Source organism: Microcoleus sp. PH2017_35_SFW_U_B, assembly GCF_020737865.1.
Lineage (GTDB): Bacteria > Cyanobacteriota > Cyanobacteriia > Cyanobacteriales > Microcoleaceae > Microcoleus.
In genome coordinates, this window is record NZ_JAEQDE010000131.1 from 1 (window position 1) to 14239 (window position 14239).

At 46.2% G+C, this 14239-nt stretch carries 5 protein-coding genes; 4 read left to right on the top strand and 1 reads right to left on the bottom strand.

The genetic code is table 11. The features are described 5' to 3' along the window. Window positions 1-294: 294 nt before the first annotated feature. On the bottom strand, window positions 295-8157 hold the full coding sequence (locus tag JGK36_RS30135; protein ID WP_293198584.1) for a hypothetical protein: 7863 nt from the start codon (window positions 8155-8157) through the stop codon (window positions 295-297). Window positions 8158-9060: 903 nt separating this feature from the next. On the opposite strand from JGK36_RS30135, the gene JGK36_RS30140 reads away from it, so the two are divergent. The 4 genes from JGK36_RS30140 to JGK36_RS30155 are packed head-to-tail and all read left to right on the top strand — an operon-like array spanning window position 9061 to window position 14092. After that, the gene (locus JGK36_RS30140; protein ID WP_293198582.1) at window positions 9061-9804 is read left to right on the top strand and encodes a hypothetical protein; all 744 of its coding nucleotides are present in this window, start codon (window positions 9061-9063) and stop codon (window positions 9802-9804) included. Between the two features lie 25 nt (window positions 9805-9829). Continuing rightward, on the top strand, window positions 9830-10987 hold the full coding sequence (locus JGK36_RS30145) for a DUF1822 family protein (RefSeq protein WP_293198580.1): 1158 nt from the start codon (window positions 9830-9832) through the stop codon (window positions 10985-10987). 31 nt (window positions 10988-11018) lie between these two features. Further along, on the top strand, window positions 11019-12899 hold the full coding sequence (locus JGK36_RS30150) for a CHAT domain-containing protein (RefSeq protein ID WP_293198579.1): 1881 nt from the start codon (window positions 11019-11021) through the stop codon (window positions 12897-12899). Continuing rightward, entirely contained in the window at window positions 12896-14092 is a 1197-nt protein-coding gene (locus JGK36_RS30155; RefSeq protein ID WP_293189996.1) for a hypothetical protein, read from the top strand. The genes JGK36_RS30150 and JGK36_RS30155 overlap by 4 nt, the downstream gene beginning before the upstream one ends. Window positions 14093-14239: the final 147 nt, after the last annotated feature.

Consider the following 14239-nt stretch of genomic DNA (forward strand, 5'->3'; position numbering starts at 1 on the left):
CAATAAGTAATTAGAACGTGTCAGCTTTTCTGACAAATGGGCATGATATAATTCTGGTATCATTTAATTATTTTTGGGTAAGAAGCTTTCTTACCCTATCTTTTTTGAGGCGATTTGTCTAGAGTTATCTCCCTGTATGCTTTTCAGACGACCTGTCACCCCGTCAGCAGAATTTCACATCTGACGCACCCTACCACTGCCACTGTCCGAACTATTGTTCGTTCAAACTGCAAAAAACCCGGTTTCTTCAAGAAACCGGGTTTTTCATGTATTCGATTTCAACCAAACCTACAACTACTTGACGCTAGAAATGCCAGTCAAATCGCTATTTGTTAGCGGGTTAATTGGACTTGCAGCCGGAGTAATTAAAAGGCTGTTGTCCTTAGCAGCATTCGCAGTTGGGATAATTGAACTACTAACACTCGCCGCTTGCAAAGGCAGAATTGGCTGACTTTGAGCGCTAGTTAAAGATGTTAACAAGCTCTTTGTGTCATAGATGAGAATGTCATCATCCATGCTACTAAAACTGTTCATGGTTGGAATTGAACCACCATTTAGCAAGATGTCATTGGTGGTAGTTTTCGCAGAAGTTGCTATTGCAGTAACTGGATTAGTAACTGTTGTCAATGGTTGCAGAATCAGACTTGCTGCTGCGGTAGTCGTGCTGCTTGACAGACTAATTGGTGCAGTTGCTATTGCGGGATTAGTACCTGTTGTCAATGGTTGCAGGCTGAGACTTGCTGGTGCAGTAGTTGTGCTGGTTGATAGACTAATCGGTGCAGTCGTCGTGCTGGTTGGCAGACTAATTGATGGAGGAGTAATGCTGGATAAGCTAGTGCTAGAACCGCTACTAACCAATTCTAAAATATCATCGCTATCAACAGGTTGACCAGTCAAAATATCGATACTCAACGGTGTGTTGAAAGCGACCGGAAGCGCACCTCCGGGAGTGATGGAGACAAAGCGAGAACTGTCAACTGTTTTGGCTTGAGTATCTTTCAACCAAGCTAAATGTTCACCGGTGCCTGCGATGCTGATCAAGGCATCGTTAGTGTAATTCTCGCCGCCTTGAACGATTTGCAATTGCTCAAAGGTGAGGTCTTGTGTGAGTCCGAGGTAATCGCGATCGCCCTGGAAGTAGAATATATGATCTAGTCCCGAACTTGGTGCTAGCACAAATATGTCGGAACTACTGCCTCCAATCAACGTATCTTGACCATTTGCGCCCTTGAGCACGTTGTTTCCTTCGCCGCCGTAGAGACTGTCATCGCCATCGTTACCATTGAGGCTGTCGTTACCGCTGTTGCCGTTTAAGAAGTCGTTGCCATTACCGCCATCGAGGGTGTCATTGCTGCTGCCACCGTCGAGACTGTCATCGCCTTCGTTGCCCAAGAGGCTGTCGCTGCCAGCTTCCCCGGTTAGCAAGTCGTTGCCACAACCGCCGTCGAGAGTGTCCTTACCGGCACCTCCCAGCATCGTGTCGTCGTCGCATTCACCGAACATCAAGTCGTCGCCGTTGCCTCCGCCCATGAAGTCGTTGCCCATGCCGCCTGTGAGGGTGTCATCGCCGGAATCGCCGGTGAGGGTGTCGTCGCCGGAGTCGCCGACAACCATGTCGTTACTCGCGCCGCCGTCCATCAAGTCGGTTTCGTCGCCACCGTAGAGGGTGTCTTCGCCGACTTCGCCTAATATCGTGTCTTGCCCTTGACTGCCAAATATCAAGTCGTTGCCGGCACCTCCGAACAGTTTGTCGTCGTCGATGCTGCCGTCAATTTTGTCGTTGCCAGCGCCTCCTAATAATTGGTCGTTTCCTGTACCGCCGAACAGTTCGTCGTTGCCAGCGCCGCCGTCGATGGTGTCGTAGCCGGAACCGCCGTCGATTTTGTCTTGGCCTGCTTCTCCAAAAATCAGGTCATCGTCTTCGTTGCCCCAAATGTTGTCGTTGCCAGCGCCGCCGTAAACCGAGTCATTGCCTGCTTGGGCCCAGATGTTATCGCTGCCGTCACCGCCGAGAATTGAGTCTGCGCCGGAACCACCATCGATGTTGTCGTCTCCGACTTGTCCGAGGAGGGTGTCGGCTGCGTCTCCGCCGTAGATTTGGTCGTTGCCGCGGCCGCCGTCGATGAAATCTCGGTCTTCGCGGCCGTAGAGTTCGTCGTCGCCGTCGTTGCCGAATACGCGGTCATTTCCGGTACCTGCATCGATGAAGTCGTTGTCGTCGTTGCCTTCGATGCTGTCGTTGCCGGATTGACCGAAAATGCGATCGTCCCCTTCACCACCTGCTAAGGTATCGTTGTTAGCGCCGCCGTCGATGTAGTCGTCGCCGCTGTTGCCGTCGGCGAAGTCGTTGCCGTCATTTCCGAAAATTCGATCGCGCCCAGCACCTCCAGTCATGCTATCGTCGTCTGCACCACCTTCTAAGTAGTCGTCTCCATTGTTACCGGAGAGGGTGTCTTTGCCGATTTGACCGAAAAGGCGATCGGCCCCTTCGCCACCATCCAGGCTATCATTGCCCGATTCACCCCACAGTTGGTCGTCTCCGGTTTGTCCTAACAGCGTATCGTCGTTATCACCACCCCACAGTTGGTCATTATCGGCATTGCCTTCTAACAAGTCATTGCCTTGGCGGCCGTATAATTTGTCACGACCGTCATTGCCGGAGAGAGTATCGTTTTCAGTACCGCCGTCAACGATATCGTCGCCACTGTTGCCAGCGAGAATATCTGCACCCGCTTCACCATAAAGGCTGTCATTATCTTCGCCGCCGTCGAGGGAGTCGTCGCCGCTACCGCCGAACAGGGTATCAGTGCCCGATTCTCCCTGCAAGATATCAGCGTCATCGCCTCCCCACAGGGTGTCGCTATCGTCGCCACCGAACAGGGTATCGAGGCCGGCTTGACCGTAAATGCGATCGCGCCCTTCATTCCCCTGAAGCAAATCGTTGCCCAAACCGCCGTCAACAATGTCATCGCCCCGGTTGCCGATAACCGTATCATCACCGACTTGTCCGAACAGACTGTCGTTATTATCACCACCATCCAGGATGTCGTTACCGTCGCCGCCTTCGAGGGTGTCATTTTCAGTACCGCCATTCAGAGTATCGTTGCCGAGTTCCCCAAAAAGTCGGTCTGTTCCTGAGTTGCCTTCGAGGATGTCATCGCCACCGAAGCCGTAGAGAGTGTCGTTATCAGCTTCACCGAACAGGGTATCGTTGCCTTCGCCTGCCAAAAGTGAGTCATCGCCGGAACCGCCTTGCAATAAGTCGTTGCCAGCTTCGCCGAAGAGGGTGTCTTTGCCGTCGCCGCCGTAAAGGGAATCGTTGCCATCGCCAGCTTTGAGGCTGTCGTTGCCGTTTTCGCCGTAGAGGTAATCGTCGCCAGTTTGGGCTAATAAGGTGTCATCGTCTTGACCTCCCCAGAGATAGTCGTTGCCACTTCCGGCATCGAGAATGTCTTTGCCACTATCGCCGTAGAGGGAATCGTTACCTTCTGCTGCTAAGAGTGAGTCGTTGCCACCTTCGCCAAACAGGTAGTCATCGCCAGCTTGGGCTAATAAGGTGTCGTCGTCTTGACCTCCCCAGAGATAGTCGTTGCCAATTCCAGCATCGAGAATGTCTTTGCCGTCGCCACCGTAAAGACTGTCGTTACCTTCTGCTGCTAAGAGTGAATCGTTACCGCCTTCCCCAAACAGGTAGTCATCGCCAGCTTTGGCTAATAAGGTGTCATCATCTTGACCACCCCAGAGGTAATCGTTGCCAATTCCAGCATCAAGGATGTCTTTGCCATCGCCGCCGTAAAGGGAATCGTTGCCTTCGGCTGCATCGAGGATGTCGTTGCCGCCTTCGCCAAACAGATTGTCGTCGCCTGCTTTGCCTAATAAAGTGTCGTCGCCTTGACCTCCCCAAAGTCGATCGTTGCCGATTCCAGCATCGAGAATATCTTTGCCGTCGCCGCCGTAGAGGTTGTCGTTGCCTTCGGCTGCATCGAGGGTGTCGTCGCCCGCTTCACCGTAGAGGTTGTCGTCGCCTTCTTTGCCGAGGAGGATGTCGGCATCGTCGCCACCGTACAGTTGGTCGTTGCCGAGGCCTGCATTCAGGGTGTCTTTGCCGGTGCCGCCGTAGAGGTAGTCGTTGCCTGTTCCGGCGTCTAGGGTGTCGTCGCCTGCATCGCCTCTGAGAGTGTCGTTGCCAGCTTCGCCGATGAGAGTGTCTTTTTCATCGCCGCCGGAGAGTTCGTCGTCGCCGGTGCCGCCGTAGATTAGGTCGGTGTCTCCTTCTCCGTAGAGTTTGTCGTTTTCACTTTCGCCGTAGATGGTGTCTTTGTCTGCGCCACCGTAGATGTAGTCGTCGCCACCACGCCCGTACAGGCTGTCGTTGCCAGTATTCCCGTAGATGGTATCGTTGCCGCTGCCACTGTCGCTGCTGCCGTTGTCGCCGGAGACAAAATCATCGCCAGTACCGCCATCTATGAAGTCGCTGCCGTCGCCACCGTACACAAAGTCGTTGTCGGCTTCTCCGTACAGGCTGTCTTGTCCTTGGTTGCCAAAGATACTGTCGCGGCCCGTTCCTCCGTAAGTGCGATCGTTTCCAAATTCGCCGTATAGCTGGTCGTTGCCGTCGAGACCGTACAGGTTGTCGTCGCCTCCGCCACCTGTCAGGATATTGGCGTTTTTGTCGCCGGTAATGTCATCGTTGAATTCAGAACCGACAACGTTTTCGACTCCGGTAATCGCATCATTTGCACCGGAACCGTCAGTAGCAGTACCCGTTTCGAGGTTGACTTTGACACCGTTAAAATCGCGGCGGTAGCTGACAACATCGATTCCCTGTCCGCCATCAAATTTGTCATTTCCTTGATGGCCGATCAGAATGTCATTGCCTGCGAAAGCTTTGATGTCATTATCTTTGCTGTTGCCAATCAGGATGTCGTCAAATTGGGAACCGTTGATGTCTTCTAAATTTGTCAGGTCATCGGTGTTGCCAAAACCATCTTTTGCGGCACCGGAATCGATTTCAAAATCGCGTTCTAAGTCGGTGTAATAGGGGCTGGGATTGGCAGGATTGACGGCTTGGCGGGCGCGTTGGTTTTTGTTGTGGTCGTAGGTTCGGCTTTCATCGATGTTGACAATAACGCCGCTGGGGGAGTTATCGTAAATAACGCGATCGACTCCTTCACCGCCATCAATCAAATCATCACCCGCTTCTGCTTTTAAGAAGTCATTGCCGTCACCGCCAAAAAGTTCGTCATTGCCGGTGTTGCCGAAGAGAGAGTCATCGTCTCCTTGACCTAAGAGCACGTCATCGTCGGCACCGCCCATTAAGAAATCTTTGCCATCGCCACCGTCGATGAAATCTTTGCCGTCTTCGCCAAACAGGGAGTCATCGCCAGCTTGTCCGTAGAGGTCATCGTCATCGGCACCACCGGCGAGGATGTCTTGGCCGTCGCCACCTTCTAACCAGTCGTTGTTTTCATTGCCTTGCAGAACGTCGTTGCCAGCTTGTCCGTAGAGTCTGTCGTCGCCGGTGCCGCCTAATAGCAAGTCTTGACCGTTGCCGCCATCGATGAAGTCATCACCGGCGTTGCCTTGTTGGGTGTCGCTGCCATCTTGTCCGTAGAGGATGTCGTCGCCTTCGTTGCCTTCCATCCAGTCGCGGCCGCTGCCACCTTCGGCGTAGTCTTCGCCTGTGTTGCCTTGGATGATGTCGTTGCCTGCTTGGCCGTAGAGTCGATCGTTGCCTGCGTCGCCAGTTAGGGTGTCGTCGGCGCTGCCGCCATCGAGAATGTCGTCATCGTTTCCGCCGCTGAGGATGTCTTGATCGTCGCCACCGAAAAGTATGTCTTGGTTGTTGCCACCGAATAGGGTGTCCTTCCCTTCTTGACCGAATAGGGTGTCATTTCCCTCGTCACCGCTTACTTGGTCATTACCAAGTTCCCCATAAAGGATATCTTGACCCTGGTTTCCATTAAGAATATCATTGCCTTGGCCTCCGTAGAGATTATCATTTCCGCCATCTCCTTGAAGTGCATCATTGCCTGCTTCACCGTAGAGGTTATCAACTCCCTCTCCACCACTCAGAAAGTCGTTGTCTTCGCCACCATAGAGTTGGTCTTCGTTATCACCACCGTAAAGATTGTCTGCGCCAGTACCACCTAATATCAAATCATTATCGGCATCACCATATAGAGAATCATTACCATTTCCTCCATCTAGATAATCATCTCCATTACCGCCATAGATCTCATCATTACCATCAAAATCAGTTCCTAAAGAAATTGGTATGCTAATTTCTTCATCAGTATCAGGTATATAGTAAGGCTCGTCATTATATATGGTAGCTGCGTTCGGACCGTTCGGATCTGTTTGATCTCCAGGTGAACCAGAAGGATCTAAAATGCCACCCCCATAAACTTTATCGCTACCATCTCCGCCATAAATTTTATCGTCATTTCCTCCCCCAAATATGTTATCCCTGCCAGCATTTCCATAAATAACGTTGCGTGCATAATTCCCAATGATAAAATCATTACCTTGTGAACCAATTAGGTTTTCTATAGTTGCGTCATAAGATGGAAGATTAGGACCAATGGGAATACTGGGGCTATAAGCAAGAAAAGTCCCGTAAGAATGAGTTTTATAAACTTTACTTTTATCCCATGTCCCTTCCCCGTAATTAGCGGGGTTGTATTTAGAACGTTCATAAGCATCATTAGTGGTTAAAACTCCTCCTTGATTCATGTCAAAATAATAGTCAACAAGGTTGCTGCCACCTAGAAAATTAAATACTTTATTGGCGCCACGAGCCAGGAGAGATGAAAAATCTAAAGTGTCATTTCCCCAACTATCCCAAAGAGTATTTTTAGACTCTTTTGAGCCAAAATTATAATAAGGGTTGCCATTGACAGAGTAACTATAAACCGTATCAAATTTGTAAACTGTATCTGTGGGATTATAGTGGGTGCCACCATATATAGATTGCAATGCAAAAATATCATAAGGCATGAGTGAAATTGCTTGTTTTCCACTTCTTCCCAACCAACCAGTATAAGTCTCTGTATTGGTATTATAAGTCATCACTGTGTTGCTATTATTGTCTAAATTGTCGGGAATTTTATCTGAATGATCTAGTCCTAAAGCATGACCTATTTCATGAGTTATTGCCTGAAAATCAAAACTTCCAATTTCATAATTGTTTTTCTTTTTCTCGTTTAAGTAAACATCGCCTGAGAAACTTCCTACTCCTACAAGATTATTAGGGTCGTAAGGATAAAAAGCTGCTGCTGCGGTATTACCAGTAAAAGATGATGTAAACATAAATCGCAACATACCAAGAGATTTCATGTCCGAAATACCATCGGTATTTTCATCCTTTGGATTGCCATATGTGTCTACAGCTATTTCTTCGGTAATATTTGTGAATTGGAGAGGAGTTATTCTACTAAATAAACCTAAAAGATATCCAACATTACTAATTACTCCATTGTTTTGAATTGGTTGAACATCATAATTTTTCAAATTAGGATCGGGTGAATATTTTTTTAATTCGCTTTCATATATACCTTCGGTCTTATTGTTAATAAAACTATAAGTTAAATTCCTGTTTTTCCAAGACGAAGAAGATTGCAAAGTTTGAGCTTGTTGGTTTTGTTCAATCTGAATAAATTTTTTATTCCAAAGAACTGTTGCTGTATCATCTTGCTGCTTTATCTCTTGAATTTGATTTTCGGTCAGATTCGCCTCACGCACAAGAGCAGAAAACAACTCTCCTTCATCCCCAGGAGTATCAGAAGTGTTAATACTCCAATCCACAGAATGACCAATCTCTTCCAATAAAACACTGGTGATCCCTGAAAAATTATCAGCATTTTGAGTCAAAAAGTCTTCAGAAACATAAATGGTATTATTTGAACCCGCATAAGCAGCATTAGCCCCTTGGAGTTCAGAACCAGTGCGAATTTCGATCGCAGGCAAAGATGCAAAATCGCTGTTAATCCACTGCTGACGGATTTCTTCTAACTTGCCAGCATCAAAATTTGTGCCGAAAATACTTTGAGCTTTGGCAACAAAATCATCGCCATTGGCAAAATTATTTAACGTGGTGTAAACGGCTTGCAGGGAAGTTTCGATCGCAGAATTGAAAGATTTGTTAGGAGTAGCCATGATTTTTATCCTCGCGTGGTAGATACAATGTGTTCTGAAAATTGACAAAGCGACTCTATCGACAAGCCCGATCGCACTTATGCACTTATTTATGCACTTATGCACTCTCGAACTGCCGTAGATCCGTCATTTACCCAAACTGAAGTCTCGCGAAATGCGATATTCGATCGGGAAGTTACGGGCGATGCGACTTTTGAATAAATCTCAACAAGTGCGATCGCAGTTCGTAATTTCCCTTCTGTTTATTTATCAGGGTGAACTCAGTGGTTTTATGCAAAACTCTCAAGTTTTTTTTGAAAGTTTTGCGAAAACTGGGTGAAAGTACGGAACAACGGGTGTTTTGGGGGTTTGAGGTTTGACCTCGTTGCCTTTTTGTTGTTCCTGTTTACTTATCAGGGTGAGCTCGGTGGTTTTATGCAAAAATCTCAAGTTTTTTTTGTAAACTTTGGCAAACACTGGGTAAAAGTACGGAAGGATGGGTGTTTGCGGGGTTTTAGGGGCGATCGATTGAGGACTCACGCATGGGCCCAGAAACCGGGTTTTTTTGCGGAAACTTCGCCGTAGTCGAAAAATTCCCTAAAAACCCGGTTTCTTTGGTTAAAGTGCGTAAATCCTCTCGCGCCCAGGCCCAGAAACCGGGTTTCTCTGATATTTTTCGCCTCCCCACCGGATTTTACGCAGAAACCCGGTTTCTCAATTCTGACGCGCTAACCCCAAAAACCGGGTTTATTTGGTGAGAGTTCATAAGTTTCAACAAAAATTCACATTTAATTTCACAGCAAAACCTACCGCACCGCAAGACTTTCAACCATCCGCCCCAAAAAACTTTCACAATTTCGCATAAAACGATCGAACTCACCCTGATAAATAAGTGTAGGAACAAAGTTGCGGCCGCACTTCACTATGAACGATCAATCCCACCCCTCCGAGGGGGAAGACCACTCATCCGACGACTCCGATCCTGTTGGGGACTCAGGAAAATCTCGAAATTGCGATCGCAAACTTCTCTATCAAGAGTTAGACAGCCTTGTCACTCTAATTAGGGAGGAGGCCTCGAATTCTTGGAAGCTAAAACGTTTGTTGAATCAGCTTGTGACTAAAATGAAAAACTCGGGGCTGATCTGGAAAGACAAGGTACCTTACTATGAAGATGCTGTCCAAGAACAGTGGGAGTTTTTCTATAGCAATTTGTGCGAATCCCGCACCGGCACTCAGTACGATCGCGATCGGGGTAATGTCATAACTTGGTTCAATTATTATTTGAAGCGACGGCTGCAAAATTGGGCGGTGAGGGTAGATCGAGAAAATAGCAGGAGAGACGATCGACAACTTGTTTTAGAAGACGGAACTGCGATCGATCGAATAGAGAGTTTACCTGCTGAGGATGACAGTCATACAGTCGAATGTATTCAATTATTTGAACACGTCAAAAACTGGATCGAAACTAATCCTGATGGGATATTAAACGAGTACATTCGAGGGCGGAAAGATCTGACTTGTCAAGTTATATTGAGAAGCAGAGCATCTGGTAAAGATTTTACCACAATAGCAACGGAGTTTGGCTGTGCTTATCCTACAATATATAGCTTTTACCGAAAGAAATGTCGGCCTCATTTGCAACAATTTCGAGAAGACAGTGGCTATTAATCATACAAGGAGTTAAAATCGGGAAATGAAGAACAATACTACTACAACCCAATCATTGCCAATGCCAATTACCCAAAAGGCAATTCATCTAGCATGGCAATTTGCTTGCGAACACCAACACCCGCAAAAAGTTGAACAGATTTATCTCAACACTTTGGCTGTGTTGGTAGTTGCCGATTATTTTAAAATATTAGATATTGAAACTGATTTAACTCAATGCGATAGCTGGAATCCAGTTATTCGCCTGTTTGAGAATGTGGCAGATTTATATGTTAAAGGCTTGGGCAAAATTGAGTGTTGTCCAATTAGGGCTGAACACAAACAAGGAGAAAATGGCAATCAAAATTCTGGTATAAATTTACCTGAAATCTGCCGCGTTCCTACCGAAGCTAGGGAGGAACGTATTGGTTATATTGTAGTAGAAATTGATGAGGATGAAAAGGAAGCAAGATTGCTGGGATTTTCTCCGACGGCGGATTCAGGTGAATTAGTATTGAGAGATTTACATCCTCTGGATGACTTCTTGCTTCACCTTGAAAGAATCTATGAATCTAAAGTCGATCTGCGTCAGTGGTTGGAGAATATATTTACATCGGATTGGGAGTCTGTTGAATCGATATTCGATCCGCAGCCCGAGACTGAACCGACTGAGATTGAAAATCCGGTAAAATCTAATTTACGCAATTGGTTAAAGAATGTTGCAGAAACAAGTTGGCAGAAAATTGAGGAAGGTAAACAAAATTTAGAAGAGCTCATTTTTCCTGATGAAAACCCAGCTTTTGTATTCCGATCAGGTGGTAATTCCAGATCGGAAGATACTTTACGCGGACATCAAAGCAGTATCGATATGTTTCCCGAAGCTGATATCGTGCGGGCAAAGTTGATTGATTTGGGAATGCGTTTGGGTAGGACAACTGTTGCGTTGTTGGTGGGGATTGCCGAAGATAGCGATCGCGCTGTCAGAGTTCACGTTCAGTTGCATCCGGCGATCGGCGATCGTTACTTGCCAACCAATATTAAATTGTCCTTAATCTCTGATCTAGGAGAAAATTTACATGAAGTAAAATCAACTGTTCAGAATAAGTGCATTTTGCTCAACGATTTTTACGTAGACCCAGAAGAAAGCTTTACTATTCGAGTAGCTTTAGATGATTTTACCATAACAGAAAATTTTGTGGTATGATACTTTGATTAACTGCAATGACATCCAATTTATGAGCAGTACAGTTATCTTGGCTTTGGGATCGGGAGATTTTCAAAAAGGTTTTTCTTGCGTGACAGCGGAGTTTAAAAAACAAGGAGAAACTGTCGCTAAATATTTAGGAAGCTTGCTGCCAGCACCTGAGGTTGACGAGTTGCACAAAAGGTGGAAAGTTAGTTGTCGCGCCACCCAACATCACAGAAGCAGTTCTCGAATCAAAATCAAGCCTGCGGGCAAAACAAATATCTCTGAAGACAAGCCTAATATTATATATGAAGGTTTGAAAAAAGAGATGAACAAGTGGTTGAGTGCTGATGAGTTTTACAGAAAAATAGAGGTAAAACTCAGAACAGAAATTAGCAACCGAGACGAATTAGTTGAAATATTTTTAGAATGCAATAACTCTGAGATTTGGCAGTTGCCTTGGGATGTGTGGCAGTTTCGCGAAGACTACAATAACTGTGAAATTATCGGCAGTTCCCCTGAATACAAAAAAACTCCCCAAGAGGCAATGATAGGGGGAATACCTCTAGGTTCGCGAGGCAGAATTTTATGTGTTTTAGGCAACAGCCAGGGAATTGATGTCAGCAAAGATGCAACGGAAATCACAAAATATCTGGGCGATAGCTGCGACTTACAATTTCTTCAAGAACCAAATTCCCAAGAGTTACGCAACCAGTTATTTGATGACAAAGGCTGGCAAGTTTTATTTTATGCGGGGCACAGCGATAGCGATATCAATGGTGCCAACGGATTGCTATATATAAATCAAGAAGTTGCAGACAATACTGTCACCGTACAAGACTTTAAAGAAGGTCTCAAACGAGCTATTGTCAAAGGATTGGAATTACTAATTTTTAATTCTTGTTCGAGCATGGGTATAGCAGCAGATTTAGTCACAGAAGGTATTTCTTTGCCATCAGTGATTGTGATGCGGGCGCCAATCCCGGATTTTATTGCTCAGGAATTTGTGAAGTCTTTGTTTAGATATTTAGCCCTCAAAGAACCTCTATTTTTAGCAGTACGAAAAGCTAAGAATGATTTACTGCGCTATGAAAATCAATTTCCTGGCGCGAGTGGCATACCAATGCTTTGCCAGCATCCAACTTTTGAGGGATTAAAATTATTAGAATTAAAGTGCGATCGCCCTTTCGCTGCACCGACAGATGATGTAGCCCCGGTGAAGCGAAGCTATCCCGTAGGGAATCGCCCAAACCACCCGCAATTTACGATTCCAACTAAATTTATGCAGCGTACCAGCATCAGTTTAGCTGGTTTGGCGATCGGCTATCCACTCATCGGCCCGCATCTGGCATCTGCGATTAACACATTTGGCATGGAAAACCACCGCAACAATCAATTTTTAATCGCGAAAGCTTCATACAATCTAGCTGCATCAATCAATCCTACTAACGGCGAGTCTTCCTATAACTTATCTTTGCTGTGCGATCAATTAAATGAAGACGAGTGTGCGCGAGAAGCAATGAAACAAGCAGTCTGGCGAGGACTTCCAGAAGCTTATGCTCAAATATCTCGATCGCTAATTATCAAAAACAAACCTGAATCCGCTTTAAAAGTAATCGGAATGTGTTTAGAACAAACTCAATTTGATGGAGTAAAATCAGCTTGTTTCAAGAATCGCGGCTGGGTGCGATTGAATCAAAAGCGATACGACGCAGCGGAAACCGACTTAAGAAAAGCAATATCTCTCAGCAATAAGACTCCAGAAGCTCAATGCCTTTTAGCCCAGGTACTGGAAGCTAAAGGGAAACCACAAGAAGCACTCACACATTGGCAAGAAACACTGAAATCTGCCAATCCCAGCATACCAGAACAAGATGAATGTATCCAAATGGCAAAGGAACGTTTACCAATAATAGGAAAAAGTCAATGAAAAAACAGACGACTGTTGTTATGGGTGCAAGCGCGATCGCATTTACGTTGATTGCGATCGATATTTTGCCTCATCTCCACTTCGGTATTGGCGCCAATTTATCCAAAATATCCGCCAACAACCTGATAATTTCCCCAGCAATTGCAGCAACGACAAGAATACCCAACGGACAAATCCTGAATATTAGCGGGGAAGTGCAGCTACAGCGTCAAGATGGCAGAAATGTTCGCCCCAGCGCGGGTACGCCAATTTATCCGGGCGACAAACTGCAAACTGCACAAAACGGACAAATTACGATTCAATGTGCAGATTCAGAAATTAAGTCAATTAAAGCGGGTGAAAATCAATTAAATAGCTGTTTATTGGCTAGCGAAAAGTCGAAGGATGACTGCAATAAAAATTTAATTCATTGTCCCGATCGCGGCGACGATCAAATTGTTTGGAACAAGGCGCCAATTCCTTATATAATTAGTCCGAGGCGGACGAAATTGTTAGGAAACAAGCCAATTTTGCGCTGGAATCCGATTGCGGGTGCGACTAGCTATAAGTTGAGCATCCTCGAAAATAAAGCGAAGTTAAATTGGGAAATGACGGTTAACGGTACTGAGGCGGTGTATCCGGGGGAACCGGCGCTGAAACCGGGTTTTAAGTACAGGTTGATTGTGGAGGCGAATACGGGGGTTTCTTCGGAAAGTCCTCTCGGGGAGAGGGATACAGAGTTTCGATTGTTGGATGAGAAGGAGGTTGAAGGGGTTAAGGAGGCTGTACGGACGATCGAGCAACAAGTACCGAATGCAGCGAGTCAGAAATTGGCGATCGCACAAGTTTATCGTAGCGCGAACTTGATTGCCGAAGCAATAGAAATCCTGGAAAGCTTACCAGCAGCGGGAGTTGAGACACCGCCCATCTACCGGATGTTGGGAGAAATGTATCAAGGGCGATCGCAACTAATGCCGCAGGCTAAATTCTACTATTTAAAGGCGATTAGTAGAGCAAAACCGGACGATATCGAAGAGCTAACTGAGGCGCGTTACGGTTTGGGAGAAGTTTATTCATCTATGAGGGAGAATCTGGAAGCGATGCAGTATTTGAAGTTGGCAAAAGAGGGATATCAAACTTTGGGAGATGTGCAGATGGTAGAAAAAATAGGGAAGCAGTTGCAAGATGTGCAGAGGAGAGAACAAAGGAAATAGTAATGGATTTGGAGATGAATTATCGGTCAATTTGCAATGTCGCAATAACCCAAATTCGTAGGGGCGGGTTCGCCATTAATTCTGTCACCAACAAACAATCTCAAAAACCCGCCCCCACCCAACCAATAACCCCCGAAAACCTCCCTG

Bases quoted from the DNA above. Each gene is read 5' to 3' on its own strand.
- JGK36_RS30150 (WP_293198579.1), top strand. From the start codon at position 11,019: ATGAGCAGTACAGTTATCTTGGCTTTGGGATCGGGAGATTTTCAAAAA.
- JGK36_RS30140 (WP_293198582.1), top strand. From the start codon at position 9,061: ATGAACGATCAATCCCACCCCTCCGAGGGGGAAGACCACTCATCCGAC.
- JGK36_RS30135 (WP_293198584.1), bottom strand. From the start codon at position 8,157: ATGGCTACTCCTAACAAATCTTTCAATTCTGCGATCGAAACTTCCCTG.
- JGK36_RS30145 (WP_293198580.1), top strand. From the start codon at position 9,830: ATGAAGAACAATACTACTACAACCCAATCATTGCCAATGCCAATTACC.
- JGK36_RS30155 (WP_293189996.1), top strand. From the start codon at position 12,896: ATGAAAAAACAGACGACTGTTGTTATGGGTGCAAGCGCGATCGCATTT.